This window comes from Enterococcus sp. (assembly GCF_032555305.1).
GTDB lineage: Bacteria > Bacillota > Bacilli > Lactobacillales > Enterococcaceae > Enterococcus_A.
Genome location: NZ_JAWGOQ010000039.1, coordinates 1 through 23,626, shown reverse-complemented (window position 1 = coordinate 23,626; position 23,626 = coordinate 1). Strand labels below are relative to the sequence as shown.

The 23,626-nt window shown below is 39.5% G+C and carries 27 protein-coding genes and 4 tRNA genes; 25 read left to right on the top strand and 6 right to left on the bottom strand.

All coding sequences use genetic code 11. From position 1 onward, the window contains the following. The first annotated feature begins 92 nt into the window (after window positions 1-92). The 11 genes from E6139_RS20605 to E6139_RS20555 all read left to right on the top strand — a co-directional run bounded on the left by E6139_RS20605 (window position 93) and on the right by E6139_RS20555 (window position 7,996). Window positions 93-164 (top strand) — tRNA-Glu (locus tag E6139_RS20605). Between the two features lie 252 nt (window positions 165-416). Further along, entirely contained in the window at window positions 417-1,469 is a 1,053-nt protein-coding gene (locus E6139_RS20600; RefSeq protein WP_316405418.1) for a D-cysteine desulfhydrase family protein, read from the top strand. A gap of 19 nt (window positions 1,470-1,488) precedes the next feature. Further along, window positions 1,489-1,812, top strand: coding sequence for a hypothetical protein (locus E6139_RS20595; RefSeq protein WP_316405417.1), 324 nt, complete (start codon window positions 1,489-1,491; stop codon window positions 1,810-1,812). A gap of 176 nt (window positions 1,813-1,988) precedes the next feature. After that, entirely contained in the window at window positions 1,989-3,116 is a 1,128-nt protein-coding gene (locus E6139_RS20590; protein WP_316405416.1) for a helix-turn-helix transcriptional regulator, read from the top strand. A gap of 23 nt (window positions 3,117-3,139) precedes the next feature. Beyond that, window positions 3,140-3,385 carry a YgiT-type zinc finger protein gene (locus tag E6139_RS20585; RefSeq protein WP_316405415.1) on the top strand — a complete coding sequence of 82 codons (246 nt, stop codon included), beginning with the start codon at window positions 3,140-3,142 and terminating at the stop codon, window positions 3,383-3,385. Window positions 3,386-3,582: 197 nt separating this feature from the next. Continuing rightward, entirely contained in the window at window positions 3,583-3,786 is a 204-nt protein-coding gene (locus E6139_RS20580) for a helix-turn-helix transcriptional regulator (RefSeq protein ID WP_316405414.1), read from the top strand. Between the two features lies 1 nt (window position 3,787). Continuing rightward, window positions 3,788-4,237 carry a hypothetical protein gene (locus E6139_RS20575; RefSeq protein WP_316405413.1) on the top strand — a complete coding sequence of 150 codons (450 nt, stop codon included), beginning with the start codon at window positions 3,788-3,790 and terminating at the stop codon, window positions 4,235-4,237. Window positions 4,238-4,421: 184 nt separating this feature from the next. Further along, window positions 4,422-4,895, top strand: coding sequence for a hypothetical protein (locus tag E6139_RS20570; protein ID WP_316405412.1), 474 nt, complete (start codon window positions 4,422-4,424; stop codon window positions 4,893-4,895). Window positions 4,896-4,898: 3 nt separating this feature from the next. Beyond that, window positions 4,899-6,113: an efflux RND transporter periplasmic adaptor subunit gene (locus tag E6139_RS20565; protein WP_316405411.1), complete on the top strand. Its 1,215-nt coding sequence runs from the start codon at window positions 4,899-4,901 to the stop codon at window positions 6,111-6,113. Then, window positions 6,114-6,800, top strand: coding sequence for an ABC transporter ATP-binding protein (locus E6139_RS20560; protein ID WP_316405410.1), 687 nt, complete (start codon window positions 6,114-6,116; stop codon window positions 6,798-6,800). After that, window positions 6,797-7,996 carry an ABC transporter permease gene (locus E6139_RS20555; protein ID WP_316405409.1) on the top strand — a complete coding sequence of 400 codons (1,200 nt, stop codon included), beginning with the start codon at window positions 6,797-6,799 and terminating at the stop codon, window positions 7,994-7,996. The genes E6139_RS20560 and E6139_RS20555 overlap by 4 nt, the downstream gene beginning before the upstream one ends. A gap of 160 nt (window positions 7,997-8,156) precedes the next feature. Here the strand turns inward: E6139_RS20555 and yidC are convergent, their stop codons facing one another. Both yidC and E6139_RS20545 read right to left on the bottom strand, forming a co-directional pair. Then, window positions 8,157-9,089: a membrane protein insertase YidC gene (gene yidC, locus E6139_RS20550; RefSeq protein ID WP_316405408.1), complete on the bottom strand. Its 933-nt coding sequence runs from the start codon at window positions 9,087-9,089 to the stop codon at window positions 8,157-8,159. 105 nt (window positions 9,090-9,194) lie between these two features. Next, window positions 9,195-9,467 carry an acylphosphatase gene (locus E6139_RS20545; RefSeq protein ID WP_316405407.1) on the bottom strand — a complete coding sequence of 91 codons (273 nt, stop codon included), beginning with the start codon at window positions 9,465-9,467 and terminating at the stop codon, window positions 9,195-9,197. Between the two features lie 118 nt (window positions 9,468-9,585). Here E6139_RS20545 and E6139_RS20540 point away from each other — a divergent pair, with 118 nt between their 5' ends. From E6139_RS20540 to E6139_RS20515, 6 genes are all read left to right on the top strand, one after another. Further along, a complete protein-coding gene (locus E6139_RS20540) occupies window positions 9,586-10,347 on the top strand; it encodes an RNA methyltransferase (protein WP_316405406.1) in 762 nt (253 codons plus the stop codon). 128 nt (window positions 10,348-10,475) lie between these two features. Beyond that, window positions 10,476-10,973 (top strand): HD domain-containing protein, encoded by a 498-nt coding sequence (locus tag E6139_RS20535; RefSeq protein WP_316405405.1) that lies wholly within the window; start codon window positions 10,476-10,478, stop codon window positions 10,971-10,973. A gap of 610 nt (window positions 10,974-11,583) precedes the next feature. Continuing rightward, window positions 11,584-12,204, top strand: a complete 621-nt coding sequence (locus E6139_RS20530) for a YczE/YyaS/YitT family protein (protein WP_316405434.1) — start codon at window positions 11,584-11,586, stop codon at window positions 12,202-12,204. 163 nt (window positions 12,205-12,367) lie between these two features. Continuing rightward, window positions 12,368-12,931: an elongation factor P gene (gene efp, locus E6139_RS20525; RefSeq protein ID WP_316405404.1), complete on the top strand. Its 564-nt coding sequence runs from the start codon at window positions 12,368-12,370 to the stop codon at window positions 12,929-12,931. 158 nt (window positions 12,932-13,089) lie between these two features. Next, window positions 13,090-13,323: an antitoxin MazE gene (locus tag E6139_RS20520; RefSeq protein ID WP_316405403.1), complete on the top strand. Its 234-nt coding sequence runs from the start codon at window positions 13,090-13,092 to the stop codon at window positions 13,321-13,323. A 1-nt stretch (window position 13,324) separates the two neighbouring features. Next, window positions 13,325-13,651 (top strand): type II toxin-antitoxin system PemK/MazF family toxin, encoded by a 327-nt coding sequence (locus tag E6139_RS20515; RefSeq protein WP_316405402.1) that lies wholly within the window; start codon window positions 13,325-13,327, stop codon window positions 13,649-13,651. 468 nt (window positions 13,652-14,119) lie between these two features. Here E6139_RS20515 and E6139_RS20510 read toward each other — a convergent pair whose 3' ends face one another. From E6139_RS20510 to E6139_RS20495, 4 genes are all read right to left on the bottom strand, one after another. After that, complete coding sequence (locus tag E6139_RS20510) at window positions 14,120-14,512, bottom strand: DUF1801 domain-containing protein (RefSeq protein ID WP_316405401.1); 393 nt, start codon at window positions 14,510-14,512, stop codon at window positions 14,120-14,122. A gap of 118 nt (window positions 14,513-14,630) precedes the next feature. After that, a tRNA-Ser gene (locus E6139_RS20505) sits at window positions 14,631-14,718 on the bottom strand. Window positions 14,719-14,725: 7 nt separating this feature from the next. Continuing rightward, window positions 14,726-14,815 (bottom strand) — tRNA-Ser (locus E6139_RS20500). A gap of 11 nt (window positions 14,816-14,826) precedes the next feature. Then, window positions 14,827-14,899: transfer RNA gene (locus E6139_RS20495), tRNA-Asp, on the bottom strand. A gap of 634 nt (window positions 14,900-15,533) precedes the next feature. Between E6139_RS20495 and E6139_RS20490 the strand changes: the two genes are divergently transcribed. The 8 genes from E6139_RS20490 to E6139_RS20455 all read left to right on the top strand — a co-directional run bounded on the left by E6139_RS20490 (window position 15,534) and on the right by E6139_RS20455 (window position 23,592). After that, window positions 15,534-15,926 (top strand): hypothetical protein, encoded by a 393-nt coding sequence (locus E6139_RS20490; RefSeq protein ID WP_316405400.1) that lies wholly within the window; start codon window positions 15,534-15,536, stop codon window positions 15,924-15,926. A gap of 418 nt (window positions 15,927-16,344) precedes the next feature. Then, a complete protein-coding gene (locus E6139_RS20485) occupies window positions 16,345-16,905 on the top strand; it encodes a hypothetical protein (RefSeq protein WP_316405399.1) in 561 nt (186 codons plus the stop codon). 96 nt (window positions 16,906-17,001) lie between these two features. Further along, window positions 17,002-17,610, top strand: a complete 609-nt coding sequence (locus E6139_RS20480) for a hypothetical protein (RefSeq protein WP_316405398.1) — start codon at window positions 17,002-17,004, stop codon at window positions 17,608-17,610. A 77-nt stretch (window positions 17,611-17,687) separates the two neighbouring features. Then, on the top strand, window positions 17,688-18,278 hold the full coding sequence (locus E6139_RS20475; RefSeq protein WP_316405397.1) for a hypothetical protein: 591 nt from the start codon (window positions 17,688-17,690) through the stop codon (window positions 18,276-18,278). Window positions 18,279-18,315: 37 nt separating this feature from the next. Beyond that, window positions 18,316-18,801 (top strand): hypothetical protein, encoded by a 486-nt coding sequence (locus tag E6139_RS20470; RefSeq protein ID WP_316405396.1) that lies wholly within the window; start codon window positions 18,316-18,318, stop codon window positions 18,799-18,801. Window positions 18,802-18,863: 62 nt separating this feature from the next. After that, window positions 18,864-19,028, top strand: coding sequence for a hypothetical protein (locus tag E6139_RS20465; protein WP_316405395.1), 165 nt, complete (start codon window positions 18,864-18,866; stop codon window positions 19,026-19,028). A 581-nt stretch (window positions 19,029-19,609) separates the two neighbouring features. Next, a complete protein-coding gene (locus E6139_RS20460; RefSeq protein ID WP_316405394.1) occupies window positions 19,610-20,362 on the top strand; it encodes a WxL domain-containing protein in 753 nt (250 codons plus the stop codon). Window positions 20,363-20,538: 176 nt separating this feature from the next. Next, window positions 20,539-23,592, top strand: coding sequence for an Ig-like domain-containing protein (locus E6139_RS20455; RefSeq protein ID WP_316405393.1), 3,054 nt, complete (start codon window positions 20,539-20,541; stop codon window positions 23,590-23,592). The last annotated feature ends 34 nt before the right edge of the window (window positions 23,593-23,626 follow it).

Genomic DNA, 23,626 nt, shown 5'->3' with positions numbered 1-23,626 from the left:
ATAAACACATATTAAAATATTTCACGAAATGAAGGGTAATTACTTTCTAAAAAGAAAATTTAGCAGTATAATTTCTATTGTTGTTGAGACATAACCCGTTAGTCAAGGGGTCAAGACGCCGCGTTCTCAGCGCGGAGGCACGGGTTCAAATCCCGTACGGGTTATAAGTTTAGATAGAGTTGATTGATCAGTCATTCCGGCTGGCAGATCAACTCTATTTTTTTGTCTATTTTGAGATTTTTGGGAAGAAACATAGGCAGAATGCAAAAAAGTGAACATCCAATAACAAAGGAACGCTTTTTGGAAAAATCCATCATTTTTCAAGACAAAAAAGATCAAATCAAATTCCCGGTGCACGTTTGAGAATTTGTACTATATACTAAGTAGTATCAGGTATCCAAGTTAGGAGGCGCAAAATGGAATCCAAGTGTGTAAAGCAATTGTTGGGACAAAAACCAAAGGCAAATTTAGGTTTTTATCCAACGCCGTTTTATCGGCTGGAGAATTTGTCTAAAAAACTAGGAATCAATTTATTCATCAAACGAGAAGATTTTTCCGGGCAAAGCTTATTTGGCGGAAACAAGATCAGAAAGCTGGAGTATTTGATCGGGGATGCCAAAGAACAGGGAGCAGAGTACATTTTCACCTTTGGTGCGACGCAGTCGAATCACGCGATGCAAACCGTTGAGGCCTGTCGCAAAGAAGGATTAACGCCGATTTTATACTTAGTTGCTTATGTCGAGCCAGATGAAGATGATCTGCGGAGCAATCTGCTACTGGACAAAATCTTAGGGGCAGAGGTCCATGTGATCTTGAAAAATCCGGGTGAATCCGATGCGGAGGTGGATGCTCGTTCGGTCCAGTTAGCGCGAGAGCATATGAAGCAGCTAACAAAGGAAGGTCATAAATGCTACGAGATTCCGATGGGCGGCGCAAATTTGATCGGCTCAGCAGGGTTTATCGACGGCTTTGTCGAGCTTGCAGAACAAGCAGCAGCAGTTGGACAAAATTTTGATTATTTGGTTCATGCGACTGGTTCAGGCGGAACGATGGCAGGATTAGTTGCCGGAAAAAAATTATTGAAGCATCCAATGCGGGTCCTGTCTTTTGATGTGATTGGTCATGATGCGAGCTATTTAGAAAACTCAGCTGCATTAGCAAATGAAAGCCTAGAGTGGCTGGGTGTTGACGAACGCATTTCAGCTGAGGACTTTGAGCATGACAATGATTATTATCTTCCAGGCTATGAGATGCCCAGTGATGCGGGGAATGACGCGATTCGCTTGCTGGCAAGAGAAGAAGGACTGTTTTTAGATCCGGTCTATTCTGGCAAAGCCTTCGCCGGGATGCTGGATTATATTAAAAAAGGGATTATCCCGCAAAAGAGCTCGGTAATTTTTCTGCATACCGGCGGGGCTACCGCTTTATTTGCGGAGAAGGAAATACTAGGGGATTTGCTAGAAAAATAGCTAGATGGGAGGAAATTAAATGAGTAAAAAAGCAGTTTGGATCTGGTCGACAAATGCAAATCAGGGTACAAGAGGATTTTCCACTACATTTGGTTTCATAGTTAGACCTTACAAGTTTCAAAGAGAGCTTCGAGAAGCGTTGGCACCCGAATGGGAAGTGGAGTTTATCAGCGCTGATGTTTTAGATGATGACATACCAGCAGCAGATGTTACTATGTGTGGGTTTTCAATCGTTGCGTATCTTGATAAAGAAAGATACCACAACCTTGTAGTGATACCTGAGCTGGATTTGATGCAATACAATTACGCAGCGATCAAGGAAAGAATAGCAGAATTTCTTTAAAATTTTTATCGGTATAACAAGTCATGCGTTCATTCGTATGGCTTGTTTGATTTGGTGCGACGTAACCATGAGTTACTTTTTGCAAAAAAAACGTAACTAGAAGTCGCTATCAAGACAAGTTTTTCCTTGCTATACTTTTTGTAATCAAAAGAATGGCTGAGAAAGAAGGTTAGGGTATGAGCAACATCAACATTGCGAAAACGATCGCGGCGAAACGGCGAGAAAAAGGGATCACGCAAGACGAGTTGGCGAGGTATATGTGTGTTTCGAGAGTTTCTGTTTCCAAATGGGAGACAGGGCAAAGCTATCCAGATATTCAATTTCTTCCAGAGCTTGCCTCCTATTTCAATATCAGTATGGATGAATTAATGGGGTACGAACCGCAGATGACGGTGGAGGATATTCGCAAGCTCAATCTCGAGCTGATGGAGGAGTTTGCGACAAAACCGTTTGAAGAAGTGAAGAACAATTGTGATGAAATCATCAAGAAGTATTATTCCTGTTGGCCGCTGCTTTTTCAAATTGGACTGCTTTTCATGAACTATACCCCGACCGATGATGATGGGGAGGAAAAGGCAGCGATCGTTGCAGATGCAAAAGAACTTTTTACTCGGATAAAGGAGTTTGGCGACAATATCGAATTACAGCAGTTGGCGCTGCATTCGGAGGCAGTCTGTGAGCTGACACTTGGAAATTCAAGCAATGTGCTGGAATTATTGGAAAGCAAGATCAGCTACACCCTTCATCCATCTATCGGTGCGCTGCTTTCACAATCCTATCAGGCGCTTGGGGAAACAAAAGAAGCCAAAGCAATTATGCAGGACAGCCTCTTGGATAGCATTATTTCACTAATTTACGATGCAACGACCTACTTATCATTTTGTACGGATGATCAAGAGCATTTTAAAGAAATATGTAGACGAACCACCGCAACAATCGAGCTTTTTAATGTTTCAGCATTAAGTCCGATCAGCGTCGTCCCTTTTTATCTAACTGCTGCTGAATGCGATATGGAAATGAATGATCAGGAGCATGCTCTAAGGATGCTGGAAGCCTATGCCGAGATTGTCACAGGAAAGGTATCAAAGCTGGTTTCGAATGGCGACAGCTTCTTCAATCTAGTGGAAGAATATCGTGAACGGCAGCTGAGTGTGCGTCCTTTTGGGATGCCTGAGCTGCCCCGTGATGAAGGCTTAATTAAACAAGAAATGGTGGAGGCGGTAATTAGCAATCCAGCTTATCTACCGCTACAAGAAAATCAACGTTTTCAAGATCTAGCAAAAAGTCTGAAACAAATACTTTAACAGATAAAATGGAGGGAAATTTAATGAATTGTGATAGTTGCAGGGTAAAAATGAATGAAACAACGACAGAAATGGAGATTTCTATCAAAGGGAGGTCAGTCAAAGCGATCAATGTTCCAGCTTTTCGCTGCTCTGATTGTAATGAAGTCGTAGTTGAGCAGCTGGTTGAAAAATTGGCTCGAACATATGCGAAGGGATGTAAAGAAGCGACCTTTGATTATGCGGAGGTTCATCCTCGTGGTGTGGGGATTACATTTGGGAAATCCTAGCTCTAAGAATACATTCGCTAAAGAGTAATTTCAAAATAGAATCAAACACTTGAGCCGTGACTTTAACTAGTCGCGGCTTTTTTTGTTTTGAAGCCGATATTGATTTTGATGTTTTTTTGTAAAGATATCTTTACTTGCGGAAAATGAAGGAGTAGAATTTCAGTAAAGATATCTTTACATAAAAATAAGGAGAAGAAATGAATGTACACGATGAAATCAAAAAGATTCGTGAGTCTCGAAAAATTCCGCAAAAGAAAATGGCGGAAGATTTAGACGTATCGCGGCAAACAATGACCGCAATCGAGGCGATGAAATACAATCCCAGTTTGGATTTAAGTCTAAAGATCGCACAGTATTTTGAAATATTAGTAGAAGAAATATTTAAATTGGAGGGAATTTAATATGGGTAATTTTTCAATGATGATTATGCTGGTTTGTATGCTTCCATTTTTAGGTTTAGTGATTTATTCAGTTGCAGGAATATTTTCTTTGGTCAGAATATTGATCAGCAGTAATCGCCATGACGAACTAGAAAAGAAAATGGTCTTTGATGCTTTAGCGGTTAGTATGATGATTATGATCACAGTGAATTTGGTCCAATTATTTTTATCATTTGTCGCACCGCTGGAATGGAAAGGAATAGTTTCACCTGGCTTAACATCCAATGGGGCTTTAATTTCGTTTAGCCCATTGCATATAGATAGTTTTCTCTTTGGCTGTCTAGTCGTTGGTATTAGTTATAGGTTTAGACGGTATCACTTTGGTTTGTTAAAAAGACGAAATGTCTTTTTGCCAATAATGATTCTACTAGTTGCCGTTTTTGTACCTATAATCATGTCAATGTTTATATAAGCCTATTGCCACTGCGCGATGAGTTTTCTTTTAACCCGTTCAAGACAAAATAACCTATTTTCATGATCGTCCTTCAAAAATGGAAGGGATTAATAGTATAATGATAATTATTTGTGAAATGATTGCTAAGGGTTGTTGCAGGATTTTCATGAATGATTGAAAATTGTTGAGTTGGAGTGATTATATGGAAAAGCATTTGAAAAAGGCAAAAACATGGAACATGGTTTTGATTGTATTAACATTGATTACAGTTATTTCGGGGATAGCTGGTTTACCTAAGACACTGAATCCCACATTTACTGAGAATGAAGTACTAGGAGATTTTAATCGGGTAATGTTCGATTATTTAAATAGCCCGCTGACGAAAGCTATTTCTATCTTATCATTAGTGATATCAATTGTTTTATTGGTTCTTTATTTTAGAGCAAACAAGAGTTTATCCGATGAAATCGCACCAACTAAAGCTCCTTATTATCTTTATATAGGTTGGAGCATTGTAGGGTTAGCGATTAATCTGATCACAACGCCAACGATGAAGATAGACGGGATAGATGTTTCATTTATGACAACAGTTATTGGAATTGTTTTTCAATTTCTTTTCCTGATTCCAGCAATTCTAGTGATCGTCCATCTATTTAAAGCAGAGCCAGAGGAGTAGCAGATGAGTAAGAAAAAATTGAACAAAAAGCAAAAGATCCGTTGGAGCATCATTGCAGGAGTTCTCGCGCTGCTCTTATTTATTGGCGCATTCGTGTATTCTCGTATGAAGACCAATACAGTCAAAGAAAATCAATTCAAGACAGTGACATTGAAAAAATCAGATCCACTGACCTTTAATGGGGTCGTGGAAGCGACTCATACGCAAGATTATTATTTTGATCAAACGTTGGGGAAGATTTCTGAGATCAATGTTCAAGATGGACAGGAAGTCGATCAAGGAACGACGCTCTTAAGCTACACCAACACAGAATATCAAGAGCAGGCGGATGAACAGAGCACGAACCTGGATAAGCTGTATCTCGCCGTATCAAATGCGCAAGAATCTTTGGCTATGGCCCAAGATAAGCAGGCGAAAGAGCAGCAAAAATTGAATGACGCGATCACAAACTATAATAATACGAATGAAAATAGTGAAGAGGGCGCTGCGAAAAAGGAACAATACAATCAGGAGAAGACGCAGTATGAAAGTAGTGTAGAGGCTGCTGGCGAGGCAGTCGTTCAGGCGCGACAAGCGCTAGAAAGTGCCAATGTGGAGCTGAACTCAGCTTCGCAAAGTGTGACGAAGATGCGTGGAAAAGTCAGTTCAACGATTGCCAGTGCGACAAAAGGAACGGCCTACATCAATGAGAAAGGCAAGAATGATCCTTCTGTACCAGTAGTAAAGATTGTCAGTAATGAGGTTACGATCTCAGCCAAAGCATCTGAGTACGATTATCCGCAGGTCCATCAGGATGCGGCTGTGACCATCAAACCGATCACGACTAATCAGGAGATCGCTGGAACAATCACCCATGTAAACAAATTACCTGACCAAGCAGAGGCCGCTAGTCAAGCTGGAGCAGCGACTGGAGCGGCAACCAGTTCAGTTTCCAATTACAGCTTCATCGTGAAGCCGACAGAGGAATTACAGTACGGCTATAATGTCCAGGTTGTCCTGCCTCTGACTGAGATTCGTATACCGAAAAAAGCGGTCAGGGAGACTGGTGACAGCCATTATGTCTTTGCTTATCGTAAGGGAAAAGTTCAAGAAGTGACTGTTGAAGTCGAGGACAAAGGCGACTACTATCTTTTGAAGAATGGTCTTAAGGATGGCGATCGGATCATTTCAAATCCTGACAAATCATTACGCGATGGTCAGGAAGTGGCGGTGGATTAAATGATCGAACTGAAAAATATCAACAAGTACTACCGCAATGATGAAGAATCGTTGCATGTGTTAAAAGACATCAATCTTAAAGCTGATGCTGGTGAAATGATTGCGATTATGGGACCATCCGGATCAGGAAAATCAACCTTGATCAATCTATTAGGCTTTATCGATACAAAATTTGAAGGTCAGTATTTATTTGAAGAGGAGAATCTAGTGACGACCACTGATGATCGTCTGTCTAAGACACGTAACCAGATGGTCGGCTTCGTTTTTCAAAATTTTAGCTTAATCGAAAACTACACGGTCTACGAAAATGTGGAGCTGCCGCTGCTTTATAATGGCTATGGCTTCCATCAAACGAAAGAAAAGGTGATGGCAGTATTAGAAAGGGTCGGGATCGCGGACAAGGCCGAGAAGCATCCGCGCCAACTGTCCGGTGGTCAGCAGCAGCGTGTTGCGATCGCGCGAGCCTTGATCAATCAGCCGAAGTTTATTATCGCCGATGAACCAACCGGAGCTTTGGATACCCATACCTCAAATGAGATCATGGAGCTGTTCAAGGAGCTAAATCGTCGTGACCGAGCAACGATCTTTTTAGTGACTCATGATCCAGAAGTCGTTCCTTATTGCACGCGTCTCGTCAAAATCAGAGATGGTGCGATCACTGATGACAAGGCGGTGAACGAAGCATGAAGTTCTATGTAAACTGGCGTTCGTCTCTAGGGTCAATCTTTAAGAATAAGAAACGCAGCGCGTTGACCATGTTTGGGATCATCATCGGAATTGCGGCCGTGATCGCAATTTTATCAATTGGACGTGGCTTTGAACGGGATACGATTGAGAGTCTGACCTCAGATGATTCAGAAGAGCTGAAGGTGGATATCAATTTTATCCCCAACAATGATGCGTTATATTCTTCTAATATTGATATGATCCAGTCTTCTGATTTCAGCATGTTGAAAAATGTTGAAGGGATCAAGTCCGTAGCGTATCCGAAACCAGATTTGAGCTACATCTATAAAGAGGTGAAGGTAAAAGATAAGACGAATCATTATCGCATAGGGGTCGTTTCTGAAAAGGGCAAGTCTGTGCGCTATGGACGAGCAATCAGTGCTTACGATAATCAAACCCAAAATAAAGTCGTGACGATCGATACCAACTTAGCGAAAGATCTTTTCGGATCAGCTAAAACCGCGGTTGGTCGTGGTTTCGAACTAGATAAGCAAGTATTTACGATCATCGGCGTTTTCCCAGCCGGAGCACAGGAAACGATGTTCTCCGAAGGGACAACCAAAATCCTGCTGCCGCGCCAAACTTATATCCGTTTCTTCGGAAATGAGCAGGATACAAGCACCGTTGTTCTGACGTTGGAGGATGGGGCTCAGCTCAATAAAGTGACAGACAGAGCGATGAAAAAGCTGAAAGACGCCGGAGCAATGCGCCAGCAAGGGGAATATCAGGTTTCTAATATGGCAATGATGACCGATGGGATCAGTCAGGTACTGAGTACGATCACACTTTTCATCAGTGCCGTTGCAGGAATCTCATTGTTCATTGCCGGCGTCGGTGTGATGAACATGATGTATATCTCTGTTTCAGAGCGGACCAAAGAAATCGGGATACGCCGAGCATTAGGCGCGACCCGCGGCGCGATCCGCATGCAATTCTTACTTGAAGGAATGACCTTGACGCTCGTTGGTGGGGTCATCGGCTATCTGTTAGGAATGATTGTCGCCTATGCGATCGGAAATGTGATGGATATCTCGGTATCTGTTGATCTGTTTACTGTCGTGCTGGCGGTGGGTGTTTCCAGTGGAATCGGCTTGATCTTCTCAGTCATGCCAGCTTCTGAGGCAGCGAAGAAAGATCTGATCGATATTTTGAGGTAAAAGAATTTCATTAACATAAGCGTTCATTAAGCTATCTCAATTTTGAGATAGCTTTTTTAGGTAAAAAAGAAGGCTAGCAAACACTAGACTTCCAAAAAAGTCCCGCAGGCTCATAGTATCATTCCTATGAGTCTGTGGGACTTTCCAAATTATTTTTAGTTTATTTCTTACGTTGCTGTTTACCGGCATTACGCCCGTTGGCATTTTTATTTTTGTTTTTAGGCTGGTTTACTTGTTTTGGTTGAATAGGTTCAGCCTTTTTAATTGGTTTTGTGACTACTTGTTTTGGTGGATTTTTCTTCAATTCCTCTTGAATCTGTGCTTTGATACGAGGACGCATCAAGACGTTTGTGATGAAGGTTTGGATACAACTGAAAATCCCACCGATCACCCAGTAAAGCGCGACACCCGCAGGTGAAGTGAAGGACATGAACACAATCATCAACGGTGAAGCGATCATCATGCTGCGCATCGTTTTCTTCTGCTCTTCAGGCACGCCGATCAAGGAGATGTATCCTTGAAGTAGGTAAGCGACACCGACGAAGACAACTAACAAATAACTCGGCTTTGCAAGATCAATCCCGATAAACGTCGAATGCTGAATTCCTTCTGAGAAACGAGCAGTGTAATACAATGCGGAGAAGATCGGCATTTGGATTAGTAATGGTAAACAACCCATACCGCCCATCATGCTGACATTGTTTTCCTTGTAGACTGCCTGCATTTCACGCTGAGCTTCCATTTGTTCTTCTTGGGTCGTAGCTTGTTTTACTTTTGCTTGTGCAGCGTCAATTTGTGGTTTGATCGACTGCATTTTTTCTGATTGGATCAAAGATTTCTTCGATTGGTTGATTCCTAACGGCATGATAATCAAGCGTACGATGATTGTCAAAACAATGATCGCTAAGCCGTAAGACCAGTCGAAACTAGTAACCATCCAATTAAGGAAGTTCTCCAATGGAACAACAAGCATTCGATAAACAAGACCTGAAGTATCTGGCGTGCCATCACTATTTGAACGGACACAGCCGGATAATAGTAAAAGAACGCCCAAAAGGCCGGAGCCTAAAAGCCAATTTTTAAATTTTGTCATTTATTTCTTCCTCTGCTAATAAAAATTTATACAGGAAATACTATACTAGATAACACAAGCCTTTTCAATCTAATTCGAAAAAAGTCAGGGAACCTTGTCAATTTTTTAATACACAACATTGAATTGATCGTAGTCCTTAATGGTAGGGTCTTCATATTGCTCAATGTGGGAAACGCGGGCAAACGGATTTTGCGGAACCTTGAGTTTTTCCAGCAGCTGATCGATTTGTTCTCTCGTACCGACTGCTTCGATCGTCACGCTTCCGTTGTCTTCGTTTTTGACCGTACCGGTCAATCCAATCTCCACGGCCATTTGATACGTTGTATAGCGAAAGCCGACACCTTGTACACGTCCAGTAACATTTATATGTTTTTTCATCAGAAAACCTCCTATTTATTTTTCTCTTATTCTCTATGATAACGAGTTTTGCTGGTTGTTACAAGAATTCACGTGCTATAATGGCAGACGAAATGATAATTGAGCGAGGAGAAACACGTTGAAGGAAATCCAATCAAGTAAAAATACATTAATCAAAGAAACCAAAAAATTGCAGCAAAAGAAATATCGCCAGCAGACAAACAGCTATTTATTGGAAGGCTTTCATCTGATCCAGGAAGCAAAAGCCGCCAATGTCACGCTGAGGGAAGTTTTTATCAGCCAACGGGGATTGAATGAATGGTCTGACTGGATCGAAGAAAATCTGACCGATTATTATTTAGTATCCGATGAGGTACTGAAAACACTAGCCAGTCAGCCGACCCCACAAGGTATGATCGCTGTGGCAGAGATGCCTCAGGAAGACTCGACAGATTATTCAGGAGCCTGGTTGCTACTTGATAATGTCCAGGATCCCGGCAATGTTGGAACGATGATCCGAACAGCCGATGCGGCAGGTTTTGCTGGAGTTATCTTAGGACAAGGCAGCGCGGACCTGTACAATCCGAAAACGTTACGCAGTACACAAGGAAGTCTTTATCACCTATCTGTGAAAAATGGAGACTTGGCAGAAATCATCCCTCAATTCCAACAAGCGGGTAGTCCAGTACTAGGAACAACCTTAGATAAAGAAGCCAAAGAGTATCTAACAGTAGAAAAAATGACTGACTTTGCATTGGTGATGGGTAACGAAGGACAAGGAATGGCGCCAGAATTACTGGCTATGACCGATCAAAATATTTATATTACGATCAAAGGACAAGCCGAATCCTTGAACGTCGCGATTGCTGCTGGCATCCTAATGTTCCATTTTCTTAAATAAGTCTTCACATTTTTATAACTGTTATTAAGGAACCCTTAAACTTTTTTCACAAAGTCATGGAAGCCTATTCAATTAATGATAGCCGTGTTATAATTGGCGACAGAACGAAGAAAAGGGGCTTTTTATCCATGACAGAAAACTGGCGTGATGACGAAGAATACGTTTCTTATATTGAGGATTTACTAGCTACCGATGAAGTCCAAAGACTAGCAGATTACACCCAACATATGAACTCAACAAGACTGGAGCACTCAATCAGTGTTTCTTATAATAGCTACAAATTAGCAAAACAATTCAATGGCGATGCAAGAGCAACAGCTCGTGCGGGTCTGTTACATGACTTGTTTTACTATGACTGGCGGACAACAAAATTCGATGAAGGTTCACATGCTTACATGCATCCACGGATCGCTGTGAAAAATGCAGAGAAGATCACCGAATTGTCTGACCTTGAACGTGATATTATTATTAAACATATGTGGGGGGCAACAATCACTCCTCCGAAATATAAGGAAAGTTATATCGTTACGATGGTTGATAAATATTGCGCCATTAAAGAAGCAGCCGTGCCTTTAGTAGACAGATTCAATTCCTACAAAGCGCGCTTAAAGAAAGAATGGAACTAACTAAACAATTTTAGGCACCAAACATTTTGTTTGGTGCCTTGTTTTTGCCAGTTTTTCTTCTTGCTTTAGCAAGTTAGAAAAATGGTATGCGAAACGAAAATAAGCCTCATTTTTCTGGTCTTTAGAAAAATGAATACCTCAAAAAGAGTTAGCTGCGAGTCCGACTTTTCGTAGTTTGTAAAGTGTGACGCAAAGTTTGTTGGTTAAGAGAATGTAAGGTATGAGAAATTTAGTCGGATCGTATGCGAAACGAAAATAAGCCTCATTTTTCTGATCTTTAGAAAAATGAATACCTCAAAAAGAGTTAGCTACCAGTCCAACTTTTCGCAGTTCTATTTGAAATTAGGTGAATAGATCAACGTCAGCAAATCAATAATTGAACTGTTTAGTTGGATGATATGTCCACGAACTTAAAAAGAAATTTTGTCAAAAATTTATTTCTTTTAAATTTGAGAGAACAGCAAGTTAGAAAAATGAATACTTCAAAAAAGAATTAGCCTCAATTGCTAGTTTTTATCTATTATTATAGCAAGTAAAACAGTTTACTAAATAAGAATTTCAGTCATAAAACGAAAAGCAACAATTTAATTCATAGAAAGAGAGGTACAAAATTATCAAACCAAATGTAGCGAAACAATTATTTTTTGCGGTCATCGGAACATTTATCGCAGCGATCGGTATTCGCCTGATCGTCGTCAGCGGCCTGGGTGCAGATGCAATCAGCACGTTAGTCTTAGGCATCCTGCAGCATGTTCCATTAAAGTTCGGCACAGTCAGTATGCTCTTTAACGGTATCATTTTAGTCATAATCTTCCTTTATGATCGGAAAATGATCGGACTTGGAAGTATTATCAACAGCTTTGGCATCGGTTTTTGCTTAAACTTATTAGACTGGATGGGGATTCTACATACGATTCCTGAGAGCATGGGGCATTTGTCTATCATCGTTGGAGCTATCGTATTCGGTTTTGGCACAGGCGTTTATTTGTTAGCGGATTCAGGATCAGGAGCCTATGAATCGTTGATGATCTTATTAAAGCGCGTACTGAACAGTTCGGTCAAAGTCGCGCGGATCATTTTAGACGCGGCCTTCTTTTTGACTGGCTTCTTACTAGGCGGACATGTCGGCTTTGGTACGTTGATCGTGCTCATATTGATGGGACCTTCCTTAGAATTCACCTTGAATCATTTGCCGAAGCTGCGATTTTTCCGGGTACAGGAAGCAAAATAAGTGAATTTTACCGTTCGCAGCTCATTTTCCCTAGTAACTATAGGGGGAATTTGCTACAATGAATAAGGTTCATTTTATAGCAGATTCGGGTCCGATTAACGATCCATCGAATTTTCAGATAGAAAAATTCGAACATATAAAATAGGAATAGGAGTGCTTAATAATGATTGCAGCAAGCGACTTACGTGCAGGTATGACCTTTGTTCAAGGCGACAAATTGATCAAAGTGTTAGATGCCAGCCACCACAAACCTGGTAAGGGAAATACGGTTATGCGTATGAAATTACGTGACGTTCGTACAGGTTCAACCTACGATACGACGTTCCGACCAGATGAAAAATTTGAAAAGGCGATGATGGATACAAAACCTGTACAATATTTGTATAGCCAAGATGACATCGCTATTTTCATGGATCTAGAAACCTATGAACAATACGAAATTCCAATCAAGACAGTTGAAGAAGAAATGAAATACTTGCTAGAAAACATGGAGTTGAACATTCAATTCTATGGTGATGAAGTGATCGGCTTAACCTTGCCAACTACTGTGATCTTGAAAGTGGTTGAAACACAACCATCAATTAAAGGCGCGACAGTTACTGGTTCAGGTAAACCAGCAACAATGGAAACAGGCTTAGTCGTGAACGTTCCTGACTTTATTGAAGAAGGCGAAATGCTGGAAATCAATACCCAAGAAGGTACGTACCAAAAACGCGCGAATAAATAGTCAAATTAGCACCATGATCTCAGAAGTGGATCATGGTGTTTTTTTTGCATAATATTAAATCGGGAAACTCAAAAGGATTTACTAACTGGAGAAAAAAATTGAGAATCAAGTTAAATCGAGTTATACTTAATTTAACATAAAGATAGGGGATGAAAACCATGGAAACAGTAGCAAGAAAGATCGGTAATTCGGTAGGAGCGATTTTTCCTAAGGATATTTCTCCAAAAGTTGGCGAAACATTTACTATTTTAAAAGTCGGCGAAGCCTATATACTAAAACCAAAAAAAGAAGACATTTTTAAGAATGAGAAAGACTGGGAAGATTTTAGAGATTCGATCAGTCAAGAGGATACTGAATGGGACACAATGAAGAGCGTTGGAGAGGAAAGCTAACATGAGTTATCCAAAACAGAAGGACATCATTTGGCTAGATTTTGATCCATCAAAGGGAAAAGAGATCAAAAAAAGAAGACCGGCTTTAGTAGTCAGCAAAGATGAATTTAACCAACACACCGGTTTTTGTTTAGTTTGTCCGATCACCTCGACCAATCGAAATTTCGCAACGTATATTGAAATTAAAGACCCGCAAAAAATTGCAGGGGAAGTAGTAACCCACCAATTACGTTCGGTAGATTATCTCAACAGAAATATAGAAAAAATAGAACAGTGTGATATGCTGACATGGATTGAAGTAGTAGAAGTGATTGGGATGTTTATTTAAGTATATTGATTCTGAATTTCTAAAAGAATAAAAAAGTGTGCTGAGATTTTTAGAAGATTTCAGTAAACACCATGATCTTGAGAAATCATGGTGTTTTTTGTGCAGAATTTGATTGATAATTAAAGACTTAAAACCAAATATCATGCATTCCCTGCAAAATATCGACTGGAAAAGCATACTTTTCATTTTTTGGAATAACGGAATCAACATCACAATACGGGCATAAGGCGGTATCCCCTATCCAATTAGTTATTTTGTCATAGTTGAACAGACTCTGGCAGTAAAAGCATCCGCATATTTTGGATTATTTCAATATTGCTTTGTTGTGGTCACAATACTTATGAGCATCTCTGTAAATATTCCCCATAGAATGATCAAGCATCCTTTCACTCAATTTAACAAATTATATCAGGGGAAACTAGATTATGTGTGGAAGGTATTAGCCTTCGCTACATTAAATGTGTGTATTCATTTTGACCTTTTCCGATTCTTTAAATGGTAATTAAAAGCTTGATCGATGCAAATTTTTAACTGTTCTTCAGGTAATGGTTCACTAAGGTCAATAATGATCGCTCTATTTTTTGAAAAGTGCAACCTATCAGAGAACAACGATCTCCACGTTTCGATCAAGTGAGTCTGACAATGAACAAAGAGAGCAATCTGAGTGTCAGAAAACTTATCGATTCTTATGGGTGTTCCGTTAGGAGTCGCAAACGAAAGCTGGCCCCATTTCACACCTTCAGTGATTTCTATATGTGATTCTTCGGCTATGTTATGAATCAGATTCTGCATCTCAGTTAGCTTTTGCTTTATCAGAACAGAGTATTTTGGATAAAGAGCTTGGATATCAGTTGTTTTCATTGCCTTTCCCCTTTTTAAATAAGTCTACTATCATACATTTATTCGTACAAGATACAATCAAGCAAACATAAATAAGCCGAACCAAACTCTTTGAAAGTTTAGTCCGGCTTATTCGTTACGGAGAAGGAGGGATTTGAACCCTCGCGCCGGTTTCCCGACCTACACCCTTAGCAGGGGCGCCTCTTCAGCCACTTGAGTACTTCCCCAAATAAAAGGAGGATAAGGGATTCGAACCCTTGCACGGTTTTACCCGCCTGACGGTTTTCAAGACCGTTCCCTTCAGCCGAACTTGGGTAATCCTCCAGAATAACGAACGGTTCCGACGGGATTTGAACCCGCGATCTCCTGCGTGACAGGCAGGCATGTTAACCCCTACACCACGGAACCACTTAGCACAAAGAATAGTATACCGAAAGATGGATCCCATGGCAATAAAAATTCGATGAAATAAATAACGATTAAAAATCTATATATATTTCGATAATCTTTGAAAATAAGGAATATTATCGAAATAAAACAACAGATAGAAGTGGTTTCAATCATTGATCGTAACTCTCTAGGATTTTCAATAGATAATTACAAAAACGCCTATTAATTTTGATTTAAATATAAACTCAATTTCTATTGCCAAATATCATATGAAGAGTAGAAAGACAGTCCATTAATTTTATGAACTTTAGAAAATACTCTTTCGTTTTACATAAAGTAATAATAATTGATATTTGATCTAATATTTGTTCGTTTTTATCTGATAATATGCTATTTTATAGTAAACATTCAAATGATTTTAACCTCTTGTTTAACTTAGGAGAGTGATCTAACAATGAAAATAGGATGCGCGTGTGGAAATATACTGAATGATGAAAACTTAGAAACTACGATCCCTCTAATGATTTTTCCTGATAACGATTATTTTGATGTGCTAGAGTCAATTGTAAATGTTAGGAAAATAGGGTAGTGATTACTCAAAAAATCAGAAACACAAAAAACAAAATTAAGGTACAGGTAAAGGAACAAAATAATGGAAGAATTAACAGGATATAATTTACCAGAATGTGATTACTGGGTAAAAAAAGTATTACAGGATGAGAAGGGAACCCTGATAGTATTAGATAGCAAACAATTTATGGTGAAAATTCTTTTTGCAGGTTTTGTCTATGCCATGTTAACCGCAGATGAATCTGGACTTCAAAAAAGAGATTATGAATGGGTCAGAAAATTCGGAAAATATCTAAAGTGGGGTTTTTTCAAACTATCAAATTCAAAGTTTCTTGATTTTATTTCAGACCAAACTATGGGTATCTATGATGATTTGGATTTAAGGCATTTTGTTGTATGGACTGAAGACGATTCTGTTGAGATAATTGCCCATTATGAACCAGAAATAGAAATTCAGGAAAAGAAATTGAAATAGGTGCTTTTCCAAGTGTGTAGCAAAGTTTATCTGATAATCAATCATTTTAGAGTATAAATTTATCTAATTTACTCAAAAACGGAGAGTGTAACATATCATCATCACACTGAATTATGTCATTGACATAGCAACACGTTCTGAACCAATTATTAATATCCTAAAATAGAATATTTTTTGAAAGCAGGTTGGAATACTTTTTCTTGTATCCAAACTGTTTTTTTGATCTTAAATATTCAGGTGGATTTACTATATTTTAGCATTAAGTAGTATTAATTGATATTTTCTCAGGGTTTTCAAATCCTTTTATTCGAAATTTGTTGATAAAAAAACAAATTGTATTATTAATCAATTTGAAATTAGTGTAAACTATAACTAGGGTTGTAAAAGTCATCAAATTTCAAATTTTGGAGGGTTTAAAATGAAAAAGAAAATGCTTAAGGTTTTATTTGTTGGGTTTGTTTTAACTAGCTTAGCTGCTTGTTCTAATGATAAGTCTGCCAGTCTAGAGAAGGCGAAAGACACAGAGTCTTCCTCGTCAGTCGCAGAATCGACCAAAGAATCTACATCTTCTTCTAATGAAGTGGATCTACTTGAAGAAGAGTTAAAAACAGAGGAAAGTAATGAGAGCGGTAATTCAAAACTTTTTGATCTTATGATCGAAGCAGCACAGTCTCAGCTTCCAGCTATGAAGGAACAACTAGGTGATGCTTACACCAATATCGAGATTGCTGCTGGCGAAAATCATACGGTGATTTATCGATATACTCTTCCAGAAGATCCAGGGTTTGAAATGGATAGTGAAGCGCTAAAACCAGTGATGGTCGAAGCAATGAAACCAATCATGGACTCGGTAAAAGGGATAGTTCCTGATGCAAAAATTCAGGTGATCTATCTACGTCCGGATCAGACGGAGGTAGGAAACATTTTGATTACTCAGGAGGATACAGACGCCATTCAAGGGGAAACAGATCCGGTGTAAAGTATCTAAAAAATAATTAGGTAATTTCGTATAACCCTATTGCTTTTATTTGGCAAATTGCGTCATTAAAAATTTAGGATGTTTGGAGAATATAAAATGAAAAAATGGATTGTTTTAGCAGCAATGGTAGCAGTTTTAGCAGGATGTGGCTCAGACGGAGAAAAGGAAACAAATGAATCAGGAAAAAATACCAAGTCAGCATCTACGACAGAAGTTTCAACGTCAAAAACCGTAACATCTTCTTCAGAAAAGAAAATTGAAATGAAAGATGTCGATTTTCAAGTTGAAGGAACAAATTACAAAATGAAGATCGTGGATAGCTGGAAAGTCATCGAGGATGAAGAGTTTTCTTTTCGTGCTGAGAATGATAACAACGTTGAAGAAGTGATGGTTTCAGGATTAAAGAAATCCGATATCGATGATTTTACTGTCTTAAAAAGTGCGATGAAGGAACAAATGAAGTCCGATGAGGAAGTTCAAATAAAAGAAGAAACGATTAAAGAAGAGCCGTATCAAACAGCACATTATACAGGTGAACTTTATAGCTTAACGGGAATCGCTGAGGGCGCAAAAGTCGATGTTCGTTTCTATTTTTTAGAAACGGAGACGGAGTATATTATTCTTAATTTCGTAGGACTGCCTTCATTCTTTGAAAGAAATGGTGATCTAGTTACCGAAATGGTGAATTCATTTGTGGCTGGATAGATGAAAAAGCGATAGATACAGGCCACAGTAGCTGGAAAAGGGAGTACGATTATCGACAGTTTACAAAGGAGAACAAGATGAGAAAGAAATTCATTGTTTTGGGATTGGTATTATGGGCAATCAGCGGTTGTGCACCGAAAGATACAGCTGGTTCCGAACAAACGCAAGAATCAAAGAAAGCGCAAGAAAGCAGCGAACTTTTAAAAGGCGAAGCAACTAAAGATTATGTGACCGAAGTCAGAGCTGAAAATGGTGAATTATTTCATTACACAGTATTAAAGGGATGGGTAGAACGTGTAGATAAGAACTCTGAATTGTTTGTTACGACCGCTGAAGAAGGTTTGAGTTTGTTCATAGAAGACAAGATGGATTATGTGGATTTTGCAAGCTGGCAAAATACGATAGTCAATACGTATGAATCTATGGGATATCAATTTGTTGAGCAAGGAGAACCTGTTGAGGTTCATGGAATGTCTGGAGTTGAGATGGTACTTGAAGGCGATACCGAAGGCGTAAAACATAAAGCGCTTGCCTATCTTTTAGAGGCGAAACAGAATTTTGTGCAAGTATACGCATCTACCAAGCCAAGTCAATTTGATGCTAATCGGGAAAAGCTCAAAGAAGCCGCTAGTTCTTTAAAAAAAGCAGAAGGTCAGGTAACAGATTAGAGGATTTATGGGAACTTTCAGCACATGGAGGTGTTGTATGGAAAAACCGAGCGGTCGTTCTTCTCGTCGAATTTTTTTTAATTGTTTGAAAACTGTTGCTTTTCTCATCTGGGCGACATGCCCAATTCTTCTTTTGACGCTGGCTATTGGGATGGAATATCAAACAGTAATTGAGATGAAATGGTTCATTTCAATAGCGATTACTGGATTTATCTTTTTCTCAATTTACTGGATATGGAACTACTACAAAAGACATACCACTCAAACTATTCAAAAGATCAAAATAAAGGATTTTGGTATCGCTATTGGATTATTTCTATTATTAAGAATTGTTGCAGTAATCGGCACGTTGTTGAACCAGTATTTTACTGGCAACACAATGACAATCATTGTCGTTAAATATCAAGTTGAAATAGGAAATCATATTTTTAAAATCAACGCTGAGGATTTTGAGACCGCACCGATCATCATCGCGAGTCACGGTCTGAAATGTGAAATAGTAGATGAAAAACCCTTCGATTGATTAAACGTTAGTAGTATTTTATTGATGATCAATAGCTTTGGAGGAATAGATGATTTCATTAGATGTTCACTTATAATCTGGAAAAAATGATGGAAAATGAACCAGAGAACAAGGAAACGATCATTGAACTTTTTTCAGATTCCATTATTCTCTTCTGGAAAGAGGAAGTTGAGCATGTAGTCGTTGGCGGTAAGAGAAAAATCTTTGACGTATATCTCGTCGAATAAATGCAGCAAAACGTTATTAGCATGCAATAGTATTCTCCGTTCTTCAATCGGGTAAAAACCTCCAACTACATAAAAGAATTAACCAGACAAATGGATGAATAGTTGTCTGGTTATTTTGCGTCTATTACTTTTGACGTTTCTTTGCAAAAACATCTTTATGAATACGTGAAAGAGGATATAGAAAAGGAATTTCGTTCTAGAATTAAATCCTCTTCGGGATAGAGAACGTTTTCGTACCTCCCCGGATAAAATTACTTGCTATTTATCAATCTATGAGTATAATTTCAAAAGTGAAAAATAACTTTAGATAACTCTGATTGAACATTCTAGAAAAAAACCATTTGTTCTTTTGTTGTTTTCAAATTTTTTGATTTTGAAAAAAATAAAATAGAATGTTTCTTGTTCTGCTTGTAAAATACTTACTGTCATAGAGACAAGATAAACTATTTTTCAAGAGTATCAAAAGGAAGAAGCTGCAACGTAAAAGATAGCCTCAGTTAGATCTGTAATCATGATCGTCCCAATGCTGTTGTTAACGCTTGCCAGATTCCAGATGATGCAAAAAAGGAGAGAGACGACAAATGAAAAAGAAAAGACTATTCGCTTCTGCTGTCATAGCAATGAGCCTAATGGGTGGTGCTGTTCAAACGTTTGCTGCTGAAGAAGGTGGGAGCATGCCGACAAATGGAACAGTTAATTTCGTAGCTGGGGAAGACCCGACAGATCCTACAGACCCAACAGATCCGGGAAACCCGATTGATCCTGTTGATCCTCCAACTCCTGTGGGCGGGGCATTGTCTATCGATTATGCATCGAACTTTAAATTTGGAGAACAAAAAATTTCTACTGAAGATCAGACATATTATGCAGCACTTGACCAATTTGTTGATGCTGATGGAAATCAATTTGGCGATAGTAACTATGTTCAAGTATCGGATAAGCGTGGGAACCTAGCTGGCTGGAATCTAACTGTAGGTCAAGTTGATCAATTTAAGACTGCTGATGGTGAAGTACTGAATGGAGCGGAATTAAAAATCAACCAGGCTTCTGCTGTTGCTGCGGTTGATGACAATTCACTAGATAGCTATAAACCAGGAACGGTTGCTTCAGCGATAACGTTGGTACCTGGTGACGGGACAACTCCTGGAACTACAGAAGCAATCAAGGCAGAGCAGGGAAAAGGTGTCGGTACCTGGGTTTATAGATTCGGTGATACAGCTGAAGATGGAAAGAAAGCAGTACAGCTTTCTGTTCCTGGCAAGTCGGTGAAATTATCAAAGGAATACAAAACAACTTTAAATTGGACATTAGCTTCAACCCCAGAAAATAACTAGTGCTGTAACTAAAAGGCAAGTTCTGAAATGAGCTGATTTTTAGAATGTAGTGCAGCCATCATTAAGTGCATCTCTGAAGCAGCACTTAATGATGAGATGAACGATCAAGCAGCGCGGGACTGGATTTTGAGGGATGTTTCAAGTAACTAAACAAGAAGAGAAAGAAGAGAGCGAAATTGTTAAATAAAATTTTTAGTACGTGGATTGCAGCAAGCTTGCTCATGGTAAATATTCCAGTTGTTACTCAAGCAGCACAAGAGCCCTCGCAAGAAGATCAAGCGAACACGGGACTTCTTGAAAAGGACGAGACTGCGAGCAGCGAACGTACAACTTTGACTTCTTCGTCTGTTCAAATACCTGAGTCTGAAGCTCCAAGCACGGAATCTGGTACTCAGCCATCAGAAATTAGTACTAGTGCTTCGGAGGATAGTTTTGATAAGAATCAATCAAGTGAATCCCAAACTGCTGAATCGACATCTACTTCGGAATCTGAAAAAAATAGCACCAACGATCAAAAAACAGTTAAAAGTGCACGTGCTGTGACAGAGGTTAGCGTATGGGCAGATTTTGTCAACGCTTTAAAGAATACCGATGTGACTGCTATTAAAGTTACTGGTGATTTGACAGCACCAACGATTGGGTCTCTTCCCACGGTTACGCGAACGGTAGATATAGATTTTGATTCTCATAAGTTAGATCTAAAAGGTATGACCTTGACTATCAATACACCAGGCAAGGTAATCATGCACAACCTACATTTTACTGGATTAATAAAGAGCTTTTTGGCTTCTGGGACTGGGACTTTGGAGCTGGCCGATAACATTTCAAGCGTAGACGGGAATGCAGCGGGAATTGCCTACATGCCCAAAGGTAGTGTGGTTTTAAATGGTGTCACGTTAAATTATGACCGTGTAACTGATTCAAGTACCGGCCGCTATAATCCAGCTATTACTGGGCAGAATTTGACGATTACCAATCACGCAACTGTTACATCAGAGGCGCAAAATTTTTATGCTACGGATATTTCAACCGAATCTAAAGTCATCATTGATGGTGGCTCATCTGTAACCACAAATAGTAATAAGTCTGTGAATACGGATTATGGAACGATTTGGGAAATTAAGTCTAAGAGTGAGTTTTGGATTAAAGATAGTTCTATGTTGGCTATGACTGGAAATGCTCGTGGTGATAAAGGTCCATTCGCCATTGCAGGCATAGGAACGACATTGAATGTTACAGGCAGTTCACAACTAAAAGTAACCGCGGAAAATACTTCTGCTGTATATTTACAAAATGATAGTGAAGAATTTAATGTGGAGGATCATTCAGTCCTCGACTTGGTTTCCAACGGAGATAATGATGCGAACCAAGGAACAGTGCGTTTTAGATCGGGACAAATGGCCTTCAATGTGAAAACCGAATCTAAAGTTAATATTACCAAAAACAGTATTAATGGAACTGCTCAATTTGCTCCTGGTGTCCGGACGTTTGGAGACAATAATAAAATCAATATTTCTGGCGGCTCTGATTTCGATGTTCACCGTGCTGTGGGCAGTATAGTTAGTGACCCAGGTGATAATGGTAAAAATGCAGCCATCAGTTTGGGTGGTGGAACGGGAAATGAGTTTAACTTGATGGATAAAAAATCTTCCGTTGTCCTTGATGCTAAATCAGGACCTGCCGTTGATGGTGGTACAGGTGGTAAAACAACCATTACCGCTGGAGCGGGCACTTACTTTATTGCTCGTGGAATGACTAAAAGTGCTGATAAAGGGATTTTCGGTAGCACGGAGTTACATTTTTCGATGGATGATGTGGATTATTTTGACTTTCGGAACAATCGACCTGGCGGCGGGATGGTCATGAATGTTCCAAATTATTACGATGAATCTAAATTTTCAGGTAAAAACTCAGATCTTTCTGTTTGGAAGGCAGGCAGTGATTTAGATGGCGATCCAGCGCATCAGTGGTTTAACGTAAATTTTGCACTTTCAGGATTGGACTTTGGTGTCCTTGATTCTACAGATAATACACAGATGCAATCAGAGTTTGGTTCCTTAACAAATTATTCTCGCATGAGTGCGAATAATCAATCTGCTTTGCTAGATGAAATAAGAGTTCCAACGAATGCTGATAAATTTATCTATGCCCATGCTTCGGTTCCCGAAGGAAAAGACGAAATCCGAGATGCCTATACAGGTGAAGTTCAAGCGACAATTGGTGTGTACGATGAAACAGGCAAAGAAGTGGCACAGGTAAAAGGGGAATCGATTGGAGAACCGCTATCGATTTATGGCGATCCTGAGCGAAAAGGGATCATCAAAATTGATGCGCCAAACAAAGAATTCTTGAAAACCGGTTATACGTTAAAAGTTCTAGATGCTTGGCGTGGAATGAATGATTCTGACTGGATACATCAAAGTTCGCCTGAAGAGCTAACAAAGGATACGCCAAAAGTATACGATGTGACGCCTGCTGATCCTGTTAAGCTAACGAATAACCAAGAGACAGTTCCACCGAGTGCTAAGGAAGTTAGCGGTACTGGTGAAGCCGGCGATATTTTAGAAGTATTTCTAAATAATCAGAATACCAATATTGAAACTACAGTGAACGAAAATGGCGAGTTTACAGCAGCTTTACCAACCGGTCTTCAAAAAGGGGATACTCTCCAACTATTTCTGAAGGATCATGCGGGAGCAGCAAATGTAACCAATCCGCCATCTACGAATGACAGTATCGGGAACATCGAACCTTCAACCGATGTTGTTTACCATGATGCGAAATTTTTAGCAGCGAAAAAACTTACAGTAAACGGGAGTTTAGAGCTTGTTTCGGTTCCTGATTCATTGGACTTTGGAACCCAAGAGATAGATACAAAGGCGAAAACCTATTACCCAACGATTTCAGGAAAACTCGAAGTTTCAGATACCCGCGGGACGGACAAGGCGCCATGGGAGCTCTTACTAAAAGAAGAGGTTGGGCTGCATTCTGACACTACCGACTTGAGCGGTTTGTTGAAGTATAAAAATAAACAAGCCTCTGTTCAAGTAAACCAAGAAAATCAGGTGGTTGAAACAGGAAACTTAACCGAAGATGGTTCAATCGTGATTTCGAACCAATGGACTCAAGGAGAGGGATTATCTTTAACCGTCCCAGTGGGCAAACAAATACTAGGACAATACACAGGGAAACTTTCTTGGACATTGGAGAATGTTCCGGAAAATAGTTAATGATAGATTGAGGCATTAAGAGCCATTCATGGCG

Bases quoted from the DNA above. Each gene is read 5' to 3' on its own strand.
- E6139_RS20580 (WP_316405414.1), top strand. From the start codon at position 3,583: ATGAATGTACACGATGAAATCAAAAAGATTCGTGAGTCTCGAAAAATT.
- yidC (WP_316405408.1), bottom strand. From the start codon at position 9,089: ATGACAAAATTTAAAAATTGGCTTTTAGGCTCCGGCCTTTTGGGCGTT.
- E6139_RS20575 (WP_316405413.1), top strand. From the start codon at position 3,788: ATGGGTAATTTTTCAATGATGATTATGCTGGTTTGTATGCTTCCATTT.
- E6139_RS20585 (WP_316405415.1), top strand. From the start codon at position 3,140: ATGAATTGTGATAGTTGCAGGGTAAAAATGAATGAAACAACGACAGAA.
- E6139_RS20595 (WP_316405417.1), top strand. From the start codon at position 1,489: ATGAGTAAAAAAGCAGTTTGGATCTGGTCGACAAATGCAAATCAGGGT.
- E6139_RS20465 (WP_316405395.1), top strand. From the start codon at position 18,864: ATGTTCACTTATAATCTGGAAAAAATGATGGAAAATGAACCAGAGAAC.
- E6139_RS20470 (WP_316405396.1), top strand. From the start codon at position 18,316: ATGGAAAAACCGAGCGGTCGTTCTTCTCGTCGAATTTTTTTTAATTGT.
- E6139_RS20560 (WP_316405410.1), top strand. From the start codon at position 6,114: ATGATCGAACTGAAAAATATCAACAAGTACTACCGCAATGATGAAGAA.
- E6139_RS20520 (WP_316405403.1), top strand. From the start codon at position 13,090: ATGGAAACAGTAGCAAGAAAGATCGGTAATTCGGTAGGAGCGATTTTT.
- E6139_RS20535 (WP_316405405.1), top strand. From the start codon at position 10,476: ATGACAGAAAACTGGCGTGATGACGAAGAATACGTTTCTTATATTGAG.
- E6139_RS20475 (WP_316405397.1), top strand. From the start codon at position 17,688: ATGAGAAAGAAATTCATTGTTTTGGGATTGGTATTATGGGCAATCAGC.
- E6139_RS20545 (WP_316405407.1), bottom strand. From the start codon at position 9,467: ATGAAAAAACATATAAATGTTACTGGACGTGTACAAGGTGTCGGCTTT.
- efp (WP_316405404.1), top strand. From the start codon at position 12,368: ATGATTGCAGCAAGCGACTTACGTGCAGGTATGACCTTTGTTCAAGGC.
- E6139_RS20555 (WP_316405409.1), top strand. From the start codon at position 6,797: ATGAAGTTCTATGTAAACTGGCGTTCGTCTCTAGGGTCAATCTTTAAG.
- E6139_RS20565 (WP_316405411.1), top strand. From the start codon at position 4,899: ATGAGTAAGAAAAAATTGAACAAAAAGCAAAAGATCCGTTGGAGCATC.
- E6139_RS20485 (WP_316405399.1), top strand. From the start codon at position 16,345: ATGAAAAAGAAAATGCTTAAGGTTTTATTTGTTGGGTTTGTTTTAACT.
- E6139_RS20515 (WP_316405402.1), top strand. From the start codon at position 13,325: ATGAGTTATCCAAAACAGAAGGACATCATTTGGCTAGATTTTGATCCA.
- E6139_RS20510 (WP_316405401.1), bottom strand. From the start codon at position 14,512: ATGAAAACAACTGATATCCAAGCTCTTTATCCAAAATACTCTGTTCTG.
- E6139_RS20490 (WP_316405400.1), top strand. From the start codon at position 15,534: ATGGAAGAATTAACAGGATATAATTTACCAGAATGTGATTACTGGGTA.
- E6139_RS20570 (WP_316405412.1), top strand. From the start codon at position 4,422: ATGGAAAAGCATTTGAAAAAGGCAAAAACATGGAACATGGTTTTGATT.
- E6139_RS20600 (WP_316405418.1), top strand. From the start codon at position 417: ATGGAATCCAAGTGTGTAAAGCAATTGTTGGGACAAAAACCAAAGGCA.
- E6139_RS20480 (WP_316405398.1), top strand. From the start codon at position 17,002: ATGAAAAAATGGATTGTTTTAGCAGCAATGGTAGCAGTTTTAGCAGGA.
- E6139_RS20460 (WP_316405394.1), top strand. From the start codon at position 19,610: ATGAAAAAGAAAAGACTATTCGCTTCTGCTGTCATAGCAATGAGCCTA.
- E6139_RS20590 (WP_316405416.1), top strand. From the start codon at position 1,989: ATGAGCAACATCAACATTGCGAAAACGATCGCGGCGAAACGGCGAGAA.